The sequence below is a fragment of the Flavobacterium pectinovorum genome (genome assembly GCF_022802975.1).
Lineage (GTDB): Bacteria > Bacteroidota > Bacteroidia > Flavobacteriales > Flavobacteriaceae > Flavobacterium > Flavobacterium pectinovorum_B.
This window is the reverse complement of the sequence record NZ_JAFEVZ010000002.1, coordinates 334,006-355,843: the sequence shown is the minus strand read 5'-3', so window position 1 is coordinate 355,843 and position 21,838 is coordinate 334,006. Positions and strand designations below refer to the sequence as shown.

Sequence of the window (21,838 nt, the reverse complement as noted above, 5' to 3'; positions counted from 1 at the left end):
AAGTTATTTATCAGAATAATGACCCATTGCGGAAATTACAAAAACGGTAACTATATCTTCTTCTACTTTATATATAATTCTGTCTTTAGAATTTATTTCTCTCGACCAAAAACCACTTAGTCCGTATTTTAATGCTTCCGGTTTCCCAACACCTTCATAAGGAGTTTCACTGAGTTCATCTAATATTTGAGTGATTTTTTTAATACTGCCTTGATTGCCTGCTTTAAAATGTTTCTTTAAATGTGCTTCAGCTAATTTTTCTATTTTAAGCCTAAACTTCCCCATACATTCTTTGGATCAACTTCTGTATACTTACCTCTTTTCTCTGAGTCCAATACCATTTTCACAAATTCAGGATCGTATGGACTTTCACTTTTTTTTGTTTTTTCAGAAGCCGTTTCAATAACTTCAATTCCTTCAACGCCTTTAAAAAAAGCGTCAAACATAGCCATGAATGCTTTGCCTGACTTGGTACGTTCGTTAATTTTTATTGTCGTCATAACTTTGGATTTAGAAATACAAATATACAAAAAAGTAATACCAGTAATATTGTGCTACTCGTATTACTTTTGTATAAAACAACATCAAAAAATTTAAAGTTTATTCGTTAATTTGTTTTGTGTTTCAAATCCAAACCTGAAACTTGAAACCTGAAACAAAATTCAAATGAAAATCAAAAATATAATAAACGTTCTAGAACAAATGGCTCCTTTGGCTTACGCCGAAGACTTTGATAACGTGGGACTTTTAGTGGGTGATGCAGAAACGGAAAGTTCCGGAGTTTTGGTCTGCCACGATGCTTTGGAAACTGTAATTGAAGAAGCGATTGCTAAAAACTGTAATCTGGTCGTTTGCTTTCATCCGATATTATTCTCCGGAATCAAAAAAATCACAGGTAAAAACTATGTCGAACGTGCCATTTTAAAAGCCATCAAAAATGACATCGCCATTTATGCCGTTCACACTGCGCTGGACAATCATTCGCAAGGAGTAAACAAAATATTTTGCGATGCTTTAGGTTTAATCAATACTAAGGTATTAATTCCGAAACAGAATTTCATTCAAAAATTAGTTACTTACACCACTCCTGATAATTCAGATAAAGTTCGAAATGCATTGTTTGAAGCCGGAGCCGGAACTATTGGAAACTATGAAAATTGCAGTTTTAATTCTGAAGGTTTTTTTACTTTTCAGGGAAATGAAGACAGCAATCCTGTAATTGGAGAAAAAGGAAAACTCCATACCGGAACCGAAATAAAAATTGAAGTTGTTTTTGAAAAACATTTACAATCCAGAGTTTTAAAAGCTCTTTTAACGAATCATATTTATGAAGAAGTAGCTTATGAAATTTATGATTTACAGAATTCACACCAAAATATCGGCCTGGGCATGATTGGCGAACTGGAATCAGAAATGGATGAGAAAGATTTTCTTCACTTTGTAAAAGACAAAATGATTGCTGATGGGATTCGTCATTCAGCCTTTACAGGAAAAAAAACAAAGAAAGTTGCTGTTCTTGGCGGCTCAGGAAGTTTTGCTATCAAAAATGCAATTCAGACCGGGGCTGATGCTTTTTTAACAGCCGATTTAAAATATCATCAATTTTATGAAGCCGAAAACAAGTTACTTTTAGCCGATATTGGTCATTTTGAGAGCGAACGCTATACAAAAAATTATATTGTTGATTATCTTAGGAAAAAAATCCTTAATTTTGCCATCATTTTATCAGAAGAAAATACAAATCCAGTTAAGTACTTATAGAATATGGCGAATACGAAAGAATTAAGTGTTGAGGACAAGTTAAGAGCAATATACGATTTACAGCTTATTGACTCGAGAATTGACGAAATCAGAAACGTAAGAGGAGAACTTCCATTAGAAGTTGAAGATTTAGAAGATGAAGTTGCAGGTTTAAGCACTCGTTCAGAAAAACTTAAAAGTGAACTTGAAGTAGTTGAGGATCTTATTAAAACTAAGAAAAATGCTATTGAAGAGCACAAAGAGGTTATCAAAAAATACACTAAACAACAAGAATCAGTTCGCAATAACAGAGAATTTAATTCTTTGACTAAAGAAGTTGAATTTCAGGAATTAGAAATTCAATTAGCTGAAAAGCAAATCAAAGAAATGAAAGCTTCTATCGAACACAAAAAAGAAGTTATCTCTAATTTAAAAGAAAAATTAGAAGCTAAAAGTTCTCATTTAAAACATAAAAAATCTGAGTTAGATGCTATCATGGCTGAAACTCAAAAAGAAGAAATCTTCTTAACTGAGAAATCTGCCGAGTATTCTGCACAAATCGAAGACAGATTATTGGCTGCTTACAACAGAATCAGAAGCAGTGTTCGTAACGGATTAGCGGTAGTATCAATCGAAAGAGGAGCTTCAGCAGGGTCTTTCTTCACAATTCCACCACAAACACAGGTAGAAATTGCTTCAAGAAAGAAAATTATCACTGATGAGCACTCTGGAAGAATCTTAGTTGACAGCTCACTTGCTGATGAAGAAAGAGAAAAAATGGAACAATTGTTCGCTAAAATCTAAATAAAATTGTCCCGATCTACATCGGGACTTTTTTTTACTATAAAATTTACTGGTTTTGGGACTTAAAAAAGGAATTCGTTTTATTACATTAAAATCGGTTGGGCAATACATTAACTTGCTGAGTTATGTTCGACCACAAAAAGCCATAGAACTTTCATACGCACTTTTCAGTCAGCCACGTGAAGGCAGATTACAAAAAGAAAAATTACCAAAAGTTTTAAAGAATACAGAAACAGAAACGTTTCACCACAACGAACACCATTTTCAAACCTATATCTGGAAAGGAAACGAAACCAAAATCCTGCTGGTTCACGGATGGGAAAGTAATGCTTCGCGTTGGAAAAAAACACTGCCGCATCTTCAAAAATCAGGAAGTACGATTATCGCCCTTGACGCTCCTGCACATGGACAAAGCAGCGGTAAGGAATTTAATGTTCCGCTTTATGCCGAGTTTATCAATAAAACGGTAGAAAAATACCAACCGGATATTATCATCGGACATTCTATTGGCGGAGCTGCCTGTGTGTATCATCAATATCTATTCCCTGATACCAGCATCAATAAAATGGTCATTTTGGGAGCACCTTCAGAACTAAAAACACTGATTGACAATTATGTATCGATGCTGAGTCTGAATACCAAAATGTTTTCACTTCTGGAAAATCGTTTTTTAACGCATTTCAATTTTAAACTCGAAGATTTCTCCGGGCAAAAATTCGCTTCTCAATTTAATATTCCCGGATTAATTGCGCACGATACAACAGATAAAATTGTCGCTTTTGAAGAAGGAAAAAAAATCGCAAGCAACTGGAAAAACAGCCAGTTTATAGAAACCAAAGGTTTAGGCCATGGCATGCACGATGATGAATTGTATGAAAAGGTAATTGAGTTTCTTTTTTCTTCAAAAGATTCAAAGTGATAAAGAAACAAAGGTTTTTTGTAGATTCTATATGAGTTTTTCCAAAAATCTAAGAAGTCTAAAATCTAAAGATCTAAGAAGTCTAAATTTTGCCTACTTTTGCAATATGGAAGAAAATCTAAAACGCCTTAACAAATTCATTGGAGAAACCGGTTATTGTTCTCGTCGAGAAGCAGACAAACTTATCGAAGAAGGACGTGTAACCATAAACGGTGCCGTACCTGAAATGGGAACCAAAGTTTCGCCTGATGACGAAGTGCGCATAGATGGAAAGTTAATCGTTGAGAAACACGAAAAAATGGTGTATCTGGCTTTCAACAAACCTACCGGAATTGAATGCACCACCAATCTTGAAGTCCGAAACAATATTGTCGATTACATCAATTATCCAAAACGTATTTTTCCGATTGGAAGGCTCGACAAAGCCAGCGAAGGACTGATTTTTATGACCAATGACGGCGATATTGTAAACAAGATTTTACGCGCCCGAAACAATCACGAAAAAGAATATACCGTAACGGTAAACAAACCTATTACGGAACGTTTTATACAACGCATGGGAAATGGTGTTCCAATTTTAGATACTGTTACCCGAAAATGTAAAGTAGAACAAATCAGTAAATACACTTTTAAGATTATTCTGACACAAGGTTTAAATCGTCAGATTAGAAGAATGTCTGAGTATTTAGGTTATGAAGTTACGGCATTAAAACGCATCCGGATCATCAATATTTCACTGGATGTTCCCGTGGGTCGTTACAGGGATTTAACCGATGCTGAAATCAAAGAATTAAATCAGTTAATCGAACCTTCCAGCAAAACCGAAGAAGCAAGTTTACCTAAAACCGAAGCTCCGAAGCGAAGAACAGAATTTATTTCAAAACACGATCCGAGGTTTAAAAAAAGAGGAGATTATTAATCCTTTTGCCATAACAATGACTTCGACATTCAAGTGATCGCTATTTTAATACTCTAAAGTTTTTCACGAAGTCTTTGTACTTATCGCTTAACGTAACTTTATGATTCCCTTTTAGAACAATCAAATTATCATTCACAATTATTTCCTGAATTTTTGAAGCGTTTACAATGTAATTTCGATGGGTCTGAAAAAATTTTGCCGGATCCAGCAGCTGAATGATTTTGGTTAAGGAGATCAAAATGACAAACTTTTCTGTTTCGGTTATAATATTACAGTAGCGGTCTTCGACTTCTATGTAGACAATATTCTTAATTTGTACTTTTTTTAAGGATTTATTTTTTTTGATAAACAGCGAATCATTACTTATTACTGCATTTTGATCTTCGCTGTGAAAAGCATTGCTTTGCCCGTAAAACTTTTCGACAGCCATCTCAAGGGCATATAAAATTTCAAGTTCATTGAATGGTTTCATCAAAAAGCTAAAAGGTTTGGTCAGTTTGGCTCTTTCAAATATCTGACGATCTTTTGAGCTGGTTAAAAAAACAAATGGTTTTACACTATTGGGAACAATATTGATTGTTTCTGCAAAGGTAATTCCGTCCGCTTTTCCATCTAAAAAAACATCGATAACCACGATGTCAATTGTGTTTTGGTAAAATAGTGTTAGCGCATCCTGGTACGTACGGGCAATTCCGGCGATGTTGTAATTGTTTTCGGTTAGTACTTTTACAAGTGCATCGCTTTCGGCCGGCGTATCTTCGACAATAAGTACATTTATATTATCCATGATTTTTAAACTTTGGTAATCCTATGATGATTTTAGTTCCAACACCTTCTTCACTTTCTATGTCGAGTGTTCCTTCGTTTTTGCGAATCAGGCTTTTGCACAACTGCATTCCTAACCCGGTTCCTATACTATCATCGTTTTGCTTTTTAGACAGCAAAATGGTTTCTTTTAATAATTCTCTTCTTGTTGCTTCGCTCATCCCTAATCCGGTGTCTTCGATGACCAGATAACAAAATTCTTCTGATGCAGGACGGCTGTAAATAGAAATCGTTCCGTTTTCTTTAGAGAATTTAATGGCATTGTCTAAAAAATTCCGAATGATGATTTTAAGCGAATCCAGATCAGCAAACACATAATCTGAAGTTGAAATACTGCTTTTAAAATCAATATTCTTGTTTAGCATCAACGGTTTGTAATTGTATTCTACATGCTTAACAATTGAAGTCAGATGCAAGGATTCCTGATAAAAATAGCTCTGCTGGGTCTGCAATAAAGCCCAATTGAGCAGGTTATCCAGCAAATTATAGGCACCACTGGCAATGGAGCTGTTTTTGTGGAGTAAAACATCGAGTTCTGTGTAGTTTTTACTTTCCAGATTATCTAAAAGCTTACTATTACTCACTTTCAGTGCATTTACAGAGGAACGCAAATCATGGCTGACAATAGAGAACAATTTATCTTTTGTAGCATTGAGTTCATCCAGTTCATTTTTCTGTGCTAAGATGATTTTATTGTTTCTGATTTTTTGTCTGTAAAAATAAACCCCGGTACCCAACAGTACAAACAATAAAACCGAAGAAATGAGAAACCCATTTCTTTCGGCTATTTTTGCTTTATTCTCTGCAGCGAGAACATTGACTTCTTTTTGTTTTTGCTTAATGGCAAATTTCTTTTCAACTTCTGCAATTTCCCAGACTTTATTTTGGTCGTTTAGGGAATCTTTCCAAGCTTCGTATTCTTTTCTGTATACCAATGCAGTCTGGAAATTTTTTCTATTTTCTTCTACTGCTGCCATATTTTTGGCTGCTGCTCTTTTTAAATCAAAGGATTTTACTTTTTTAGATAAGCTATAAGCCTTTTCAAAATAAGGTATTGCCTGATTATCTTTGTACTGAGTGTAATACAAATTCGCAATATTCATATAAGAACTTATAAGCATTAAACTGTCTTTTTCAACCTCTTGCAATTCGACACTTCTAAAAAAATACTTTTCAGCATCATCAAATTCCCTCAAGTGCAAATGGCATAATCCTATGTTAAGTAAAACTCCACTTTCTTTAAAATCATATAGGTCTTCACTAAGTTTTTCGATAGCATTAAAATGTGATAGTGCTATTTTAAATTCATTTTGCTCTAATGCAATTTCACCAAGTAAAAAATTGACTTTATAGTTAAATCTAAAGTCAGAAGAAATTAAATTAAATTCTTTTTTTGCCTCATTAAAAATTTTTTTCTCCAAGAAGCTGACTGCTCTAAAATAATGACAATAATTTTTTAACTCGGGAGCTTTTTTACTACTAAGCTGCTTTATTGAATAAACTAATGTTGAATCCCAGTTCTTTCCAAAAAAGAAAACTTGTGCTTTGTTAAAATTAATTTCTTGGTTATATTTTAAAACTTTCTTTTTTACTTCCGATTTAAGTAAATAGTCTACAGGTTTACCTTGTGAAAAAACAAAAATAGAATTCAATAAAAAAGATAAAGCAATAAAAAAACATTTTTGATTATTGTTCATTTCTATATTTATAATCTTCTAAGTTCTTACCACAGAAGTTTCAGTTCCTCTTGAAGTTTCAGGATCTATATCCCATAGAAAAGTCTGAATCGTTTTAACGCTCTTAAATGCATCTTCCCCATAAGGATCTTTTTCAGCTTTAAAACTTATCTCATAAATATCAAAGTCTTTACCTATAGCATCATCTATATCATAAGTTATAAAAAATTGTAACTGACGATTTCCTTCAAGATCTACATACCAATTTTGATAAATCATAAATTCTAATTTATCATTATTTAGTTCTGTATTGGTTGACACCAAAAAAACGGCTCTAACCTGAAGCGTTTCAGAATCTGTGAAAGTAGCCTGAACTATAGGAGAAAAAGGAATTTGTGTATTGTTTTCTGGAAAGCTTACAGGTTTTTGAGTTAGTTTATTTTTTGTTGCTTTTTTAATGCATTTACCCGGAGGGTAGATTTTTTCGATTGGAGAATTAAGAATAGTTTTTTCCATAGTAATAATTTTTTAGAGGTTAGGTTAATTAATATTTTTCATGAAACAGTACTAAATTAAGGCATATTTAACTGATATAACCAGTAAATTTCAGAATTCAAATATAACAAAGTATTTCTTAATAACTTTTTACAAATACGTTATTAAACGATGTTTTTAGTCTTTTAACGTTAAATAAATTACACAAATTCAACAAACAATCTTTTTTATAAAACAAATCCTACTCATTAGAATAGGATTTGTTTTTCTCTTTTATCTATTTTTCAAAAACTCATAATACAACGGTTTTGATAAAAAAGATTTTTCCTGATAAGAATGAATTTCGTATTCTCTTGCAGTTTCTTTTAGCTGACCGTCTAAATTGTTCTTTAAAAAATATTCTCTTCTTGATTCATCATTAAAATTCAAATCACTAAGAAACTTCGGCTCTACTCCTTTATTAACTGAAATATTATAATTGGTAATCAGATTTCCCCAATTGAAATAACTGCAAACCAAAATCGTTCCGTACAAGTACCAAATCATGTGATTAAAAAGATAAGCGTTTGTTTTTTGCCTGATAATTTTTTGAAAAGAAAACATTAAACCTACAATTGCTAAAGCTAAAAACAAATACACTCCCAGCCTTTTATAGGTTAACCCAAAAAAGGCAATATATTCGGTATTTTTTGTAAATGCACTTATAATTAAAACACAGTTTAACACAATCCAGATTTTGGCAAGTCTTTTGATCTGTGCAGCTTTTTCATCAAAATTGAATCCGCCTTTGAAATAAAATAGAATTACCCCGACAGCCATGACGATGGAGAAGATTACGGCATTTACACGTTCGTGTGTATCTGAGCTTAAATTCGTTTTTTCGACCACCTCAAAAAACTGCTCGTAATTATAGGTTCCGATGAAAATCAACAACATTAGATTTAGCAGTATGAGCGTAATTTCGCCGCTCTTTCTTTCAAAATCGACATCAAGGAAAGAAAATGTATTTCGGTTTTCGATCTCCTCAGTATTGCTAAAATCATTATCCAGTAAATGTTTTTTTTCATAACAAACTTCGGGAATCCAGTAATTCCAAAAGCTAAATGAAATGTAGAATCCTAAACCTGAAATAACGATAAGCTGCCAGATATCAATGTCTAAAGTATAATCTGTAAAGAGTGAAGAAAAATGATCGCTTCCGAAAGAATAGACAATAAAAAACAATCCTAAAAAAATGGTTGGAATAACAACAAAGGCTACCAGTTTTTTAGCAAAATTATTATGGATTTTCTTTTCGGGAAGCCATTGCGCAAACATAAAAATACGGCCTATTGATGTAATTCCGTTTAAAAAGATTAGCGGCATAACCTGAATGACTTTAAGTTCTCTTTCATGGGTTTTAAACTGTAAAAAGGTAATCGACAATGCCAAAGCCCAAAAAGAAGCAAAATCTCCATACCAGGCAAACGCCAGACAAGACAGTATAGAAGTAACAACTAATATTAAATGGGTTCTGTCTGTAAATTTGTCCTGAAAAAAATAACAGATGGCAGCGGTTAAGCCCAAACCGAAAAGCGCCAGATTAACCCCTAATGTCTCATTGTAAAAAAGCAGTGTAAAAATCAAACTGCTGGCCAGAATAAATTGATGTTTTTTCATGATTATAGAATTAATTGTTTGTTGTTTGTTGTTTGTTGTTTTAACCGAATAAATTAAAAAGTACTTTGTATTTCAAAGTTTTTAGATAAAAAATTTTAGCTTTTAGAATTTCATTAATTTTTCAAGATAATTGAGATGTTCTTTAAAGGCAGCACGCCCGAGATCTGTAACTTTATAGGAAGTTCTAGGTTTTTTACCTACAAATTCTTTTTTTACTTCAATATACTGCGCTTTTTCAAGGGCAGAGGAATGACTTGCTAAATTACCGTCTGTGATATTCAAAAGTGTTTTCATTTCTGTGAAATCAATCCACTCATTAACGATCAGAATAGACATTATACCTAATCTGACACGGCTTTCAAAATCTTTATTTAGTTTATCAATGATTCCCATTGGTCTATTTGTATTTTTTGAACATTATTAGTCCGTACAAAATGTGTAAAATACCAAAACCTATGATCCAAAAAACCAAACCATATCCTAAAAAGAACAGAGAAATAAAGCCTAAAACCAATTCGCAATATCCCAAATACTTGACATCCGAAAAGGTATATTTTTCTGCATTTACAAGAGCAAGTCCGTAAAAAATTAAAGTCGCAGGAGCAATTAAAACATATATTTGATGGTATAAAAGCGCCAGACAAAATATACCGCCTGCCACAAGTGGAATGGCTAAATTTAACAGCATCTTTTTTGTTGCCGATGTCCAAATCGGTAAATCATATTTTTTACTTTTTCTAATAGTAAAAAAGATTCCAAATGTAAGTGCAGACACCAAAATTATGAGAGCAATCCAAATTAACTCTGAAACTAAATTGACCGAGTACAATTTATGATAACCATCAAAATAGTCCAGACCATTTGCTTTAAACAATTGGTAAACGTACAATCCGCCGATAAGAGCAGACAATCCCGCAAAAACTCCTGAGAGCCCGCTTAAGGATATAAATCTTGAAGAGCGTTCCATCATAGAACGAATATGTGCTAAATCTTCCTGGTGCTTCTGATTCATAATTAAAGTACTTTGCATTACAAAGTTATTATTTATTTTGAATTGACAATATAAATACCTGATCTTTTTTTTCGATATTTAAAATTGACACATATTAAAGACAAATGACGCTTATTTAAGTGCATAAAAAAAATTAAAGTCAAATAACCCGTTGGGTGAAATTAAAAAGGAGTGTCAGACTGAGTCCGTTCGGCTTTCCTCAGGATATACTTAGTCGAAGCCCTTTCGTATTCAAAAGCCTTCGACTCCGCTCAGGATGACATCAATTTCCTAAGTTATAAATGATGTTTCACTCTCAATTTTTATACTTTTATAATCAAATCAATCTTTTTAATCAATTTCACCCAACGGGTTCAAATATCTTTTTATTAGAATTTTAAAATCTTTTAAAACCATCACTTATTACATCTGTGCTGTGTCAATTACTCTTTTACTTTTAAGGAAAGTAATTTATTCAATAGCTCACTTCCTCTTAAATTAGTTGCTATAATTATTCCATTAGGATCAATCAAATAAGTAGTTGGATAACTTTTAATATCATAACCCTGAATAACTGTTGATTTAATATTCATATTGATATTGGGCCAGATTAAATTTTTACTTTGGATAAATTCCTTGATTTTACCTCCAGTTCTATCATCAACAATTCCAATTATTTCTAATTGACTCCTATCATATTTTTCATAAGCCTCTTTTATATTAGGAAACTCTGCAATACATGGACCACAGGATGTCGACCAAAAGTCGATAAAAACATATTTCCCTTTAGTGGATTTTAAAGAAATATTTGAATCATTCAGGATGTTTAATCCTTTAATATTGGGTGCTACCATTTCTACTTGATTTGAAACAAGTAATGACTTTTCTTCCGGACGAGGTACTTTTTGCAATAATATCTTTTCTGAATTTTGAGATTTTGGAATGTATTGAAAATAATCACCTCCGAGTTCTACAAATTGAAAAGGTTTAATTTCTTTGTCTCTGCCGGGAGATGAAAAATAGGGTTTGTCTTCTAAAACATAAATAGATTGAAAATATGAGTATGATTCTCCAGAAATGAGATATGATTTGTTTTTGTATTTAAACCTGCCATATCTAAATTGAGGAAAACTAAATGATACTGCTTTTTTATCTCTAGATAATTCAACAAACATTAATTGTTTTTCTTTTTTAACAGATTCACCATTAAAAGCCTCCACATCTATTGATAATGAATTACTTACAACATCATCCTGCTTATAAACATTCGATAACAGAATTTTGAATACATCATCAGAAAAGTCATCATTATTCTGAGAATCAATAATACAAACCGAATTACCTTCTGAATTAACTCCAGTGGCAATAGAAATTGTGTTTTTTAACTCTTTTTCTGTTAATCGAATGGTGTCTTTTAAATTCCATTTTTGTCTCGCAGCTTCTTTAAAAAAATAGTCTTTAGGAAATACTCCTTTGCGATAATTTTGATAAAAGAACTGAAATCTATTTAAATGAAAACAATACTCAACAACATTACTTAAAGTATTTGGAATATTTTTCATTTTTGGAAATGCTGCCAATTCTAAACTGTCCATACTACTCTTAGGAGCAATTACGTGACTACTGTTTCCGTTTGGTCCAAATCCTTCAGCTTTCTCAAGGGATATCTCTATTGTATCTGAATTGTCAATACTTTTTTTAGCATCAATTCCAGGATTTCTCTTTAAACTTAATCCTTTTTTATTATTTGATATTTCCGCTGAATTTAAATTGTTTAATTTTTTTGTCTGAGCAAAAATTGGCAGATTAAAAATTAAAACAACAATAGAAACTGTAACTATTTTATTCATATATTGATATTTATTGTTTTTTATCGGTCATATGTAATTCGCATATCATCATTGGTTTTTGCGACCAATTTTCGGTCATGCTCATTTCATAGATATTTAGATTACTTTTTGTTTATAATGCTTTATATATGTTCTTCAATTATGGTTCTTCTCCATAATTAATGGAAAATCAATTTCCGGCAGCTACGGAATTCGCTAAATCTGCTAAATCAGCCAAATCTGCGGGAAGTAATTTAAAATTTATCCCGCAGATTTAGCAGATTTTTTTTATGTTTCACTAAGAAATTGTCTTTTTTGAAATCCATTATTTTAGGCGAAAAACCTCAATTATTAAACACTGATTATCATTTCTGGAAATATGAAATCGCCATTAACAAAGAGTTTGCTGCAAGCAAACACCAATAAGTAAAAGGCGATACCATATATGACCGCTAAAAAATAAATTTTACATATATGAAAAATTTTCTTCAGGCTTTGAATATCAGTGTTTCGTTATTTAATCGTTTATGTTTTATTCTTTTTTACACAAAAAAACAGGTTGTTTTTAATAAGTTTTTTATTATTTTAAATCTAATCATTTATAATAAACTCAATTAAATATTAAAAATTGCATTTAGATGATTTTCTATTGATTAAAATACAATCTGCCCATTTATCTAAACATAAACTACAAAAAAAGTCCTAAACTTTCGTTTAGGACTTTTAATAAGTTATCTCAAATTATTATTTTCTACTTCTAATTTTTCTCGCCAAAAGTGTATTTTGAAGTAACATCGCAATGGTCATTGGTCCTACTCCGCCCGGAACCGGTGTGATGAATGAAGCTTTTTTGCTTACACCGTCAAAATCAACGTCGCCTTTTATCACATATCCTTTTGGATTTGATGCATCATCTACACGAGTAATTCCAACGTCAATAATTACAACTCCGTCCTTAACCATATCACCCTTTAAAAATTCAGGAACCCCCAAAGCGGTAATGATAATATCGGCATTTTTAGTAAATTCTTCTAAGTTTTTAGTACGACTGTGCGTTAGGGTAACGGTCGAATCTCCAGGATTTCCTTTGCGGCTCATTAAGATACTCATCGGACGTCCTACGATATGGCTTCTTCCAATTACTACAGTATGTTTTCCTGCAGTTTCTACTTTGTAACGCTCTAACAACTGCATGATTCCGAATGGTGTTGCAGGAATAAATGTTTCCATTTCTAAAGCCATTCTTCCAAAGTTTGTCGGGTGAAACCCGTCAACATCTTTGTCAGGATCAATTGCCAAAAGAATTTTTTCTTCGTTGATATGTTTTGGCAAAGGCAACTGAACGATATATCCGTCAAGATTATCATCTTCGTTTAACTCCTTAATTTTTGCTAATAAATCTGCTTCGGTAATATCTTCAGGCAAAGCTACCAAAGTTGAATCGAAGCCAATTTGCTGACAGGATTTTACTTTACTTCCTACATAAGTTAAACTTGCCCCATTATTACCCACCAAAACAGCTGCTAAATGAGGTACTTTTCCTCCGGCTTCTTTTATGGATTGAACTTCGGCTGCAATTTCATTTTTAATGTCTTCAGATGTTTTTTTACCGTCTAGTATCTGCATTGTTTTTTGTTTCAGGTTTAAATTTATTTTGTTTCAGGTTTCAAGTTTCAGGTTTAGCGTTGAAACGAAACTCTTAAATATCTTAAGTGAAAAAGTTTCAAATTTCAGTCTCTAACTTGAAACCTGAAACTTGAAACTTTCAATTTTATTATCTCGGCATTCCGCCTGGCATTCCTTTCATGCCTCCCATCATTTTCATCAGGTTTTTTCCGCCCGGTCCCTGCATCATCTTCATCATCTTGCTCATTTGGTCAAACTGCTTCATTAGCTGATTTACCTGCTCGACTTTTGTTCCGGAACCTTTAGCGATTCTGGCTTTTCTTTTTACATCGATAATAGCCGGTTTGCTTCTTTCTCCAGGGGTCATAGAATGAATGATTGCTTCAATATGTTTGAAAGCATCGTCTTCAATCTCTACATCTTTCATGGCTTTTGAAGCTCCTGGTATCATTCCAACCAGGTCTTTCATATTACCCATTTTCTTAACCTGTTGAATCTGTGTAAGGAAATCATCAAAACCGAATTCGTTTTTAGCGATTTTCTTTTGAAGTTTTCTGGCTTCTTCTTCATCAAATTGTTCCTGAGCTCTTTCAACAAGCGACACAACGTCTCCCATTCCTAAGATACGCTCCGCCATACGTTCCGGGTAGAAAACATCTATAGCTTCCATTTTTTCTCCGGTACCAACAAACTTAATTGGCTTGTTTACAATCGATTTTATTGAAAGCGCTGCTCCACCACGAGTATCACCATCTAATTTAGTTAAGATAACTCCATCAAAATTCAAGATATCGTTGAAAGCTTTTGCAGTGTTTACAGCGTCTTGTCCTGTCATGGAGTCGACAACGAATAAGGTTTCCTGAGGCTGAATTGCTTTGTGAACACGGGCAATTTCATCCATCATTTCCTGATCTACTGCCAAACGTCCTGCTGTATCGACGATAACAACATTAAATCCGTTTGCTTTGGCATGTTTGATTGCGTTTTGAGCAATTTCTACAGGATTTTTATTTTCCGGTTCTGAGTAAACCTCAACACCTATTTGATCTCCCACAACATGCAACTGGTTAATCGCCGCAGGACGGTAGATATCACAGGCTACAAGAAGTGGTTTTTTATTTTTCTTTGTTTTTAAGAAGTTAGCTAATTTTCCTGAGAAAGTTGTTTTACCGGAACCTTGCAAACCAGACATCAAAATCACTGTTGGATTTCCGGAAAGATTTACACCCGCAACATCACCACCCATTAATTCGGTAAGTTCATCTTTAACCAGCTTTACCAATAATTGTCCTGGCTGAAGTGTAGTCAATACATCCTGTCCAATTGCTTTTTCTTTTACCCTTGCAGTAAAATCTTTGGCAATTTTAAAGTTAACATCGGCATCAAGCAATGCACGACGAACTTCTTTTAAGGTATCGGCAACGTTTACTTCTGTAATTTTACCGTGTCCCTTTAATATATGGAACGCTTTATCCAGCTTATCACTTAAATTATCAAACATAATTTTGTTTTCTTTTATTGAAGTGCAAATATAAACTAAAGTTCCAAAGTCACAAAGTTACCCACTTGTAAAATTTAGTGAATATCAATAAAAAAACCAGCCTAACTAACTGGTTTTTTGTTATACTTATTTTTTTGATCAAGCCATTTGCTGCAGTTAGTATTCATTTTTTTCAAAATAAAGATAGTTAGTCGTATTACTTACCTCCCGAAAGCGTATCAGAGAATTATTGAACTCAAACAATTTCCAGTTAAAGTCTAATTGGCGAAGTAAATTTGAACTGAAACTTATTTTAAATTCCTTTGTATCATATGTTGTTTTCACATCCCATTGTCCCGTTTCAGAAACTCCGTCTTTGATAGCAACTACAGATTTATCACTTTTAAAAACAAATGTATATCCATTGTACAGTGCTGTTTTGTCTGAAGCCTCAAAAACGAAAGGAATTTTCCAAGATCCTTTTGTTATTGTCTCAGTAAAATCGAGTGCAACAATATTATTTTCTGAACAATTATCAATTACATATTTAATTGCATTTTCGAATTCTGAATTATTCGTAATAGATTTTGTCTGATTATTATAATCGGTTACTGAAATAGGATAGTTTAGTGAAATATACTGACTGGCATTTAAATTTTTTATAAAATTAAAAAACGCCTGATCACTTGCAATAGATACAGAACTCCCTATCTGGTTGTAACTGTTGTAAATACTGATCGTTATTGGATAATTTATATTCAACCCGTTGATTTTGGATAAAAGATCAGGGTAAAGATTCCAATAGTCTATTAAGGAATCAAAATCGGATTGATTTGGAATCAGCTTTTCAATGTAATTATAGTAAACCATTGTAACCGGAAAATCTATCTTTACAATATCATCATCAGTAGTATTTGCATTGATATTATCCAATACTTTTTGATAATCTGCAGTCGTATTTATGGCAATGGCTACATTATTAACCTTAACAGTATAGGGCAGTTTTATAGTGCAATAGGTCGACCCGTCGATTATATTATCCTGTACCGTTTTTACCATCGCAACCCTTTGTAAATAAGACGTAAGAGGTGACGCATTGGTAACTGTCTGGGTATTATGACCCTGTTCATCCGTTTCGCTTTGACAAGAGAAAAAGAACAGAATAACCACAATAGATAAATATTTTTTTAAACGAAACATATTTATATTTTTACAAAGGTAATAATTTAACAATATTGTTTTCAGCAAATTGACCATCAGTTGTTACACAATTGATATATTTCTACATAAGTAATCCTTTTTTTACAAAGAAAAATTATATGTAAACAGAACAGAGATAAGGCAAAGCCAAACTTTAGAATAGTGAATAATTCACTCTGTCTATACGTTAATAAAAACAATTTACTTCGCTTTTACCCTACTTGAATTAAAAACAAATACTTTTGCAAAATCGAAATTGAAAGATATTACTGCTAATGCTAAACCTAAACCAACCAAATACTTGCGACGAAATTATCTTTTCGTCTTTTTTTAAAAGTCATATCAAAGCACTTCGGAATTTTCTTTTTTACAAATTTGGCAATAAAGATCAGGCTGAAGATATAGCTCAGGAAGCGTTTTTGAAACTTTGGCAAAACTGTGCTTCTGTACCGATTGAAAAAGCGAAATCATATATTTATACAATTGCAAATAACAGCACTTTAAATGAAATTGCGCATCAAAAAGTGATTTTGCGATATGAAAAAAACTTCGCCAATTTAGACAGAACCAATGAAAGTCCCGAGTTTATTTTAGAAGAAAAACAATTTCAGACCAAACTTTTAAAAGCTATTGAAAACCTAAATGAAAAACAGCGAGTAGCTTTTTTGATGCATCGAATTGACAAAAAAAAATATAGCGAAATTGCCGAAACTTTGAATATTAGCGTAAAAGCAGTAGAAAAACGTATTCATCTGGCTTTATTAAGCTTACGTAAAGAAATTGATCTATAAAAAGTAGGGTAAATCCAATCCCAATTGTTTAATGATATAATACCACTAATACAATGAAAAAAAATGATTTATTAGCAAGATGGCTCAATGATGATTTATCAGAAAAAGAATTAGCCGAATTTGAAGCAAGTCCGGATTTTGAAAAATACAAAAAAATAAAAGAATACACCGCTCATCTGGAAGTAGATGATTTGGACGAAAATGAAATGCTGTCGAACATACTTCAACAGAAAAAAGCAACTCCAAAAGTAGTTCCTTTATACAAAAAATGGATGTTCCGTGCTGCTGCCGTTTTTGTTTTGGCACTTGGAATTACTTTTGCGATGAAAAATCTTGTGTTACAAACCGAAACAGCAAATTTTGGAGAAAAAACTGCTTTTTCATTACCTGATAATTCTGAAGTTGTTCTGAATTCAGGTTCTGAGATTAATTTTAAGAAATTAAACTGGGACAGCAACAGAAATCTGAAACTGGATGGCGAGGCTTATTTCAAAGTATCAAAAGGCAAGCGTTTTGAAGTTGAAACCAATCTTGGAAAAGTTTCGGTTTTAGGAACTCAATTTAATGTAAAAGCCCGAAAAAACAGATTTGACGTAACCTGTTATGAAGGACGCGTAAAAGTAAATTATGCCAACAAACAAATCATATTGACACACGGACAAAGCGTGACTTTTGAAAACGGAAAACAATTCAATACCGCTATAGAATCATCAAAACCGGAATGGATTGACAACCAAATATGTTTTAATAAAGAAAATATCAAAAACCTTTTAGACGAAGTTCAAAGACAATATAACATTACAATCGAATTGAATGCGAAAGATACAACTTCGCTGTTTACAGGAAAATTACCTACTAAAGACTTAGATGTGGCCATACAAATTATTAGTACAACCTATCATTTAAAAGCAAAAAAAGTTTCAAAAAATAAAATAATTTTTGACGAAAAATAAATGTTGCTCCCCAAACAATTTCATTTTTCGCTTTTTTTGTTTTTCCTTGCCCTGAGCCTTTCTGCACAGGACAAAGGAAAAGCTATGCCATTAAAAAAAATCATAATCGAAATCGAGCAACAGCATCAGGTAAATTTTAATTATACCGAAGATACTGTTGAAGACCTGCAATTAACCCCTCCCAAGAAATCACTTTCTTTAGAACAAAAACTGCAATATCTTTCAATAAAAACCAATTTATCTTTTGAAAACCTCGGAAATAAATTCATTAATATTTATAAAAAACAAAATGAATCTGAAATAATCTGTGGATATGTTTTTTCTAATACAGATAAAAAACCTATTGAAGATGCCAATATTCATTTAAACAATAACACGGAGACTATAACTGACTCAAACGGATATTTTGAATTTAAAAAAAGTGCTAAAAATGTCTTCTCCATTAGTCATGTCGGATATATAACCAAAAAGATTTCAGCAGGTAATGCAGCTTCTAAAAACTGTCTCAGCGTCATCTTAGAATCAGAGGTTACAGAACTCGAAGAAATTAAGACCAATCCTATTCTGGCTTCGGGAATTTCTAAAAACGGCGACGGTTCTTTTGAGATTAAACCTAAAAAATTTGGTATCCTGCCCGGACTTATCGAACCTGATGCCTTGCAGACCATGCAGCAAATTCCGGGTGTAAACAGTCTGGACGAAAGTGTCTCGAGTATCAACGTACGTGGCGGTACACACGATCAGAATTTATTTTTATGGAATGGAATACGAATGTTTCAAACGGGACATTTTTTTGGTTTAATATCGGTTTTCAATCCTAATCTGGCACACACTATTTCTATCTATAAAAACGGAAGTTCTGCTTTTTACGGAGAAAGTGTTTCTAGCGTAGTGGCTATTTCTTCTACTCCTGAAACAGCAGAAAAAAACTCTTTTAGTGCCGGGATCAACATGATTAACGCCGATATTTATGCGAAATATAATCTTTCGAAAAAAAGTTATATTGAAATTTCAGCACGAAAATCAATTACTGATTTCACAGAAACCCCAACGTACAAGGAATATTTTAATAAAGTATTTCAAAACACCACCATTACTGATTTTTCTAAAAGTCAAAATATCGATTATCAAAGCGATAAAGAATTTGATTTCTATGATGCAACCTTTAAGTATGTCCAAAAAATAGGGTCTAAAGACCAGCTTATAGTTGACTTGATAACAATAAAAGATAATCTCAAAGTCTTTCAAAGCGCCTCGGTAAACAACACAAACAAATCTGAGGATAACATTTTGAGACAGCAAAACTATGGCGGAAATATATCATGGAAGAGAACCTGGAATAACTTCAATACAACTAAAATTAATGTCTATAACTCTTCTTATGAACTTTTAGGAGACCAAAAAACAACAAATGAAAACCAGATCGTTACTCAGGAAAACACGGTTGATAATAACGGAATTAATTTAGAAAACAATCATATAATCAATTCAAAAATCAACTTTAATAATGGATATCAGTTCAACGAAATTGGTGTTACTAATTTAGAGCAGGTTAGCAACCCTGATTTCTATCGTAAAACCAAAGATGTTTTAAGAACTCATTCTCTAATTTTAGAAGGAAAATATAATGATACGATTAACAGAGTAATTCTTAATGCCGGAATACGATTGAATTATATAGAAAAATTCAAAAAATATATTCCTGAACCCCGAATACAATTTAACTATGGCTTCAACAAAAATCTAACTTTAGAAGTCCTGGGAGAATTAAAAAGCCAAAATTTGCAACAGATTATTGATTTGCAAAAAGATTATTTCGGCATTGAAAAAAGACGCTGGATTATTTCGAATAATGAGTCAATTCCGATTCAGAGAAGCAGACAGATATCTTTAAATTTATTTTATAAAAAAAATGACTGGCTTTTGGATATCGAAAATTTTTATAAAAAAGTAACCGGAATTACAACTGCCAGTCAGGGTTTTCAGAACCAGTTAGAATTTGTACGCATAACCGGCGATTATGAAATTTTAGGAACAGAATTCCTGATTCAAAAAAAGATGAATCACTTTCTGACCTGGCTCAGTTACACCTACAATAACAATAATTACCACTTTACAAATTATGAATACCCAATTTTTCCAAACAACTTCGAGTTAACGCATACTATTTCGTGGGCTGCGATTTACGAAAAAAACAACTTTAAAATTGCCTTAGGAACAAAATGGTCTTCCGGCAGACCAACAACTGCTCCGGACATTTCCAAAATTGATCTTTCAGATCCAGTTCTTGTTTACAAAAAACCCAACAGTACTAATTTACAAATCTTTTCGCAGGTTAATCTTTCTTCAACTTACAAATGGGAAACTACAAGCGGTATTCAATATAAATTAGGAGTATCCATTCTTAACATTCTCAACAAAAAAAATGAAATCAGCGAATATTACAGAATAAGTTCGCTTTCGAATTCTATAGAGGAAGTTGAAACTTTCTCTTTGCAACGAACTCCAAATGTGAGTTTTAGAGTTTCTTTTTAATCCAAAACTTTTTGGGATAATAAAAGTTCCCCATTTTTTCATCTTTTTTTACAAAAACAACAATTCTTTGGTAGGGTAATCTTTATCATGGCTGTTTTATCATTAAATCTATTTAAAAACGAAAAAATGAAGAAAAAAATAATCCTGACAGTTTTAGCAATAACTGTTTTTGGAGTTTTTGGTTACTACTACACCTGGTATGGAGGTGCCAGAAATGTTTCAGCCGAAGAAGCTGCTTTTACAGTTTCCTCAAAAAGTATTATTGCTGAATTTGGTTCGAACATTGAAAAATCAAACACAAAATATCTCGAGAAAGCGATAGCTATCGCAGGAACTGTCAGCAAAATCAGCCCAAAACAGATCATTATAGACCATACAATTGTTTGTGATTTAAAAGAATCTAATCCTTCCATTAAAGAAGGCCAGCTTTTAACCCTAAAAGGAAGAGTTGTAGGATATGATGACTTAATGGGGGAATTAAAATTAGACCAGTGTTCGGTAGTAAATAATGATTAATAAAATTAAAATGAGAAATTTTTTAGGCTTTGTGCTTGTGTTTTTTTTAACGGGAAATCTATTTGCCCAGGACGATTTGCTAAGTCAGTTAGACACCATTAAATCAGATGAAAAACAAATTGAAATTGCAGCTTTTAAAGGCTTGCAGATTGCCAACATGCAATCTACAAAACTGCCAGCAAAAGGCGAATGGTACATGCTTGTTTCGCACCGTTTTGGCGATTTGTCTGAAGGATTTAACAATTTCTTTGGTTTAGATAATGCCCTGACAAAATTTGGAGGAATCTATGGTGTAACCAACTGGCTAAGTTTTGGAGCTACGCGACATACCTACAATAAAATCTATGAAATAACTGCCAAATATAAAATGGCTAATCAGGAAGTAAACGGATTTCCGGTTACGATTGTTGGGTACAATACATTAGACATCAACAGCGCTCTGGAAGAAGAAATGTATCCAAATTTACAATTTTCGGATCGTCTGGCTTTTACAACTCAATTATTGGTTTCCAGAAAGGTCAACGAAAAACTTTCTGTTGAATTGGGACTTATCAATGTCTACAAAAACTTATATGACGATGCGCTTGAACAGCAAAATGTATTTTCTGCAGCAGGAGGATTACGATACAAAATTGCCAAAAGAATGAGTGTGAACCTTGAATATGCTGCAAGAGTAATTACAGAAAAAAAGGCTATAGACCTGTATCATAATCCGCTTACGGTTGGTCTGGATATTGAAACCGGCGGACACGTTTTTCAGCTTGTATTCTCAAACAGCCAGCCTATGAACGATGTTGCTGTATTTTCTACCGCCTCAGGAGACTGGAATAAAGGGAAAGTCTATTTTGGTTTTAACATGTACAGATCTTTTTAAAAACAA

At 32.7% G+C, this 21,838-nt stretch carries 21 protein-coding genes; 9 read left to right on the top strand and 12 right to left on the bottom strand.

The genetic code is table 11. The annotated features are described in order from the left end of the window. Positions 1–3: 3 nt before the first annotated feature. Together FLV_RS04215 and FLV_RS04210 are read right to left on the bottom strand one after the other, a co-directional pair. Positions 4–285, bottom strand: a complete 282-nt coding sequence (locus FLV_RS04215) for a Txe/YoeB family addiction module toxin (RefSeq protein WP_243230998.1) — start codon at positions 283–285, stop codon at positions 4–6. Further along, positions 261–500 (bottom strand): DUF2683 family protein, encoded by a 240-nt coding sequence (locus tag FLV_RS04210; RefSeq protein WP_243230996.1) that lies wholly within the window; start codon positions 498–500, stop codon positions 261–263. The genes FLV_RS04215 and FLV_RS04210 overlap by 25 nt, the downstream gene beginning before the upstream one ends. 166 nt (positions 501–666) lie before the next feature. Between FLV_RS04210 and FLV_RS04205 the strand changes: the two genes are divergently transcribed. The 4 genes from FLV_RS04205 (at position 667) to rluF (ending at position 4,382) form a co-directional block, all read left to right on the top strand. Beyond that, entirely contained in the window at positions 667–1,761 is a 1,095-nt protein-coding gene (locus FLV_RS04205; protein ID WP_243230995.1) for a Nif3-like dinuclear metal center hexameric protein, read from the top strand. Between the two features lie 3 nt (positions 1,762–1,764). Continuing rightward, positions 1,765–2,544, top strand: a complete 780-nt coding sequence (locus tag FLV_RS04200; protein WP_243230993.1) for a zinc ribbon domain-containing protein — start codon at positions 1,765–1,767, stop codon at positions 2,542–2,544. A gap of 55 nt (positions 2,545–2,599) precedes the next feature. Then, complete coding sequence (locus FLV_RS04195; RefSeq protein WP_243230992.1) at positions 2,600–3,463, top strand: alpha/beta fold hydrolase; 864 nt, start codon at positions 2,600–2,602, stop codon at positions 3,461–3,463. Between the two features lie 106 nt (positions 3,464–3,569). Beyond that, positions 3,570–4,382 carry a 23S rRNA pseudouridine(2604) synthase RluF gene (gene rluF, locus FLV_RS04190; protein ID WP_243230991.1) on the top strand — a complete coding sequence of 271 codons (813 nt, stop codon included), beginning with the start codon at positions 3,570–3,572 and terminating at the stop codon, positions 4,380–4,382. A gap of 40 nt (positions 4,383–4,422) precedes the next feature. On the opposite strand, the gene FLV_RS04185 is transcribed toward rluF, so the two are convergent. The 10 genes from FLV_RS04185 to FLV_RS04140 all read right to left on the bottom strand — a co-directional run bounded on the left by FLV_RS04185 (position 4,423) and on the right by FLV_RS04140 (position 16,163). Then, complete coding sequence (locus tag FLV_RS04185) at positions 4,423–5,169, bottom strand: LytR/AlgR family response regulator transcription factor (protein WP_243230985.1); 747 nt, start codon at positions 5,167–5,169, stop codon at positions 4,423–4,425. Further along, positions 5,162–6,628, bottom strand: coding sequence for an ATP-binding protein (locus FLV_RS04180; RefSeq protein ID WP_243230984.1), 1,467 nt, complete (start codon positions 6,626–6,628; stop codon positions 5,162–5,164). Before FLV_RS04180 ends, FLV_RS04185 begins: the two co-directional genes overlap by 8 nt. Positions 6,629–6,922: 294 nt before the next feature. Then, the gene (locus FLV_RS04175) at positions 6,923–7,399 is read right to left on the bottom strand and encodes a hypothetical protein (RefSeq protein ID WP_243230983.1); all 477 of its coding nucleotides are present in this window, start codon (positions 7,397–7,399) and stop codon (positions 6,923–6,925) included. Between the two features lie 252 nt (positions 7,400–7,651). Next, positions 7,652–9,037 carry a DUF4173 domain-containing protein gene (locus FLV_RS04170; protein WP_243230982.1) on the bottom strand — a complete coding sequence of 462 codons (1,386 nt, stop codon included), beginning with the start codon at positions 9,035–9,037 and terminating at the stop codon, positions 7,652–7,654. A 102-nt stretch (positions 9,038–9,139) separates the two neighbouring features. Next, on the bottom strand, positions 9,140–9,430 hold the full coding sequence (locus FLV_RS04165) for a winged helix-turn-helix domain-containing protein (protein ID WP_163400223.1): 291 nt from the start codon (positions 9,428–9,430) through the stop codon (positions 9,140–9,142). Between the two features lie 4 nt (positions 9,431–9,434). Then, on the bottom strand, positions 9,435–10,049 hold the full coding sequence (locus FLV_RS04160) for a hypothetical protein (protein WP_243230981.1): 615 nt from the start codon (positions 10,047–10,049) through the stop codon (positions 9,435–9,437). A 422-nt stretch (positions 10,050–10,471) separates the two neighbouring features. Then, the gene (locus FLV_RS04155) at positions 10,472–11,878 is read right to left on the bottom strand and encodes a TlpA family protein disulfide reductase (protein ID WP_243230980.1); all 1,407 of its coding nucleotides are present in this window, start codon (positions 11,876–11,878) and stop codon (positions 10,472–10,474) included. 723 nt (positions 11,879–12,601) lie between these two features. Continuing rightward, positions 12,602–13,483, bottom strand: coding sequence for a bifunctional 5,10-methylenetetrahydrofolate dehydrogenase/5,10-methenyltetrahydrofolate cyclohydrolase (locus FLV_RS04150; protein WP_243230977.1), 882 nt, complete (start codon positions 13,481–13,483; stop codon positions 12,602–12,604). Positions 13,484–13,631: 148 nt separating this feature from the next. Beyond that, complete coding sequence (gene ffh, locus FLV_RS04145) at positions 13,632–14,984, bottom strand: signal recognition particle protein (RefSeq protein ID WP_110347836.1); 1,353 nt, start codon at positions 14,982–14,984, stop codon at positions 13,632–13,634. Between the two features lie 156 nt (positions 14,985–15,140). Beyond that, complete coding sequence (locus FLV_RS04140; protein WP_243230976.1) at positions 15,141–16,163, bottom strand: hypothetical protein; 1,023 nt, start codon at positions 16,161–16,163, stop codon at positions 15,141–15,143. Positions 16,164–16,438: 275 nt separating this feature from the next. On the opposite strand from FLV_RS04140, the gene FLV_RS04135 reads away from it, so the two are divergent. The 5 genes from FLV_RS04135 (at position 16,439) to FLV_RS04115 (ending at position 21,832) form a co-directional block, all read left to right on the top strand. Then, the gene (locus FLV_RS04135; protein WP_243230975.1) at positions 16,439–16,954 is read left to right on the top strand and encodes an RNA polymerase sigma factor; all 516 of its coding nucleotides are present in this window, start codon (positions 16,439–16,441) and stop codon (positions 16,952–16,954) included. A gap of 53 nt (positions 16,955–17,007) precedes the next feature. Continuing rightward, positions 17,008–17,907: a FecR family protein gene (locus FLV_RS04130; RefSeq protein WP_243230974.1), complete on the top strand. Its 900-nt coding sequence runs from the start codon at positions 17,008–17,010 to the stop codon at positions 17,905–17,907. After that, positions 17,908–20,442, top strand: coding sequence for a TonB-dependent receptor (locus tag FLV_RS04125; RefSeq protein WP_243230972.1), 2,535 nt, complete (start codon positions 17,908–17,910; stop codon positions 20,440–20,442). It begins immediately after the preceding gene. Between the two features lie 126 nt (positions 20,443–20,568). Beyond that, positions 20,569–20,958, top strand: a complete 390-nt coding sequence (locus FLV_RS04120) for an OB-fold putative lipoprotein (protein WP_243230970.1) — start codon at positions 20,569–20,571, stop codon at positions 20,956–20,958. 10 nt (positions 20,959–20,968) lie between these two features. Further along, on the top strand, positions 20,969–21,832 hold the full coding sequence (locus tag FLV_RS04115) for a DUF5777 family beta-barrel protein (protein ID WP_243230968.1): 864 nt from the start codon (positions 20,969–20,971) through the stop codon (positions 21,830–21,832). The last annotated feature ends 6 nt before the right edge of the window (positions 21,833–21,838 follow it).

Coding starts and splice junctions, on each gene's coding strand:
- FLV_RS04215 (WP_243230998.1), bottom strand. CDS start 285: ATGGGGAAGTTTAGGCTTAAAATAGAAAAATTAGCTGAAGCACATTTA.
- FLV_RS04210 (WP_243230996.1), bottom strand. CDS start 500: ATGACGACAATAAAAATTAACGAACGTACCAAGTCAGGCAAAGCATTC.
- FLV_RS04205 (WP_243230995.1), top strand. CDS start 667: ATGAAAATCAAAAATATAATAAACGTTCTAGAACAAATGGCTCCTTTG.
- FLV_RS04200 (WP_243230993.1), top strand. CDS start 1,765: ATGGCGAATACGAAAGAATTAAGTGTTGAGGACAAGTTAAGAGCAATA.
- rluF (WP_243230991.1), top strand. CDS start 3,570: ATGGAAGAAAATCTAAAACGCCTTAACAAATTCATTGGAGAAACCGGT.
- FLV_RS04185 (WP_243230985.1), bottom strand. CDS start 5,169: ATGGATAATATAAATGTACTTATTGTCGAAGATACGCCGGCCGAAAGC.
- FLV_RS04175 (WP_243230983.1), bottom strand. CDS start 7,399: ATGGAAAAAACTATTCTTAATTCTCCAATCGAAAAAATCTACCCTCCG.
- FLV_RS04170 (WP_243230982.1), bottom strand. CDS start 9,037: ATGAAAAAACATCAATTTATTCTGGCCAGCAGTTTGATTTTTACACTG.
- FLV_RS04165 (WP_163400223.1), bottom strand. CDS start 9,430: ATGGGAATCATTGATAAACTAAATAAAGATTTTGAAAGCCGTGTCAGA.
- FLV_RS04160 (WP_243230981.1), bottom strand. CDS start 10,049: ATGAATCAGAAGCACCAGGAAGATTTAGCACATATTCGTTCTATGATG.
- FLV_RS04155 (WP_243230980.1), bottom strand. CDS start 11,878: ATGAATAAAATAGTTACAGTTTCTATTGTTGTTTTAATTTTTAATCTG.
- FLV_RS04150 (WP_243230977.1), bottom strand. CDS start 13,483: ATGCAGATACTAGACGGTAAAAAAACATCTGAAGACATTAAAAATGAA.
- ffh (WP_110347836.1), bottom strand. CDS start 14,984: ATGTTTGATAATTTAAGTGATAAGCTGGATAAAGCGTTCCATATATTA.
- FLV_RS04140 (WP_243230976.1), bottom strand. CDS start 16,163: ATGTTTCGTTTAAAAAAATATTTATCTATTGTGGTTATTCTGTTCTTT.
- FLV_RS04135 (WP_243230975.1), top strand. CDS start 16,439: ATGCTAAACCTAAACCAACCAAATACTTGCGACGAAATTATCTTTTCG.
- FLV_RS04130 (WP_243230974.1), top strand. CDS start 17,008: ATGAAAAAAAATGATTTATTAGCAAGATGGCTCAATGATGATTTATCA.
- FLV_RS04125 (WP_243230972.1), top strand. CDS start 17,908: ATGTTGCTCCCCAAACAATTTCATTTTTCGCTTTTTTTGTTTTTCCTT.
- FLV_RS04120 (WP_243230970.1), top strand. CDS start 20,569: ATGAAGAAAAAAATAATCCTGACAGTTTTAGCAATAACTGTTTTTGGA.
- FLV_RS04115 (WP_243230968.1), top strand. CDS start 20,969: ATGAGAAATTTTTTAGGCTTTGTGCTTGTGTTTTTTTTAACGGGAAAT.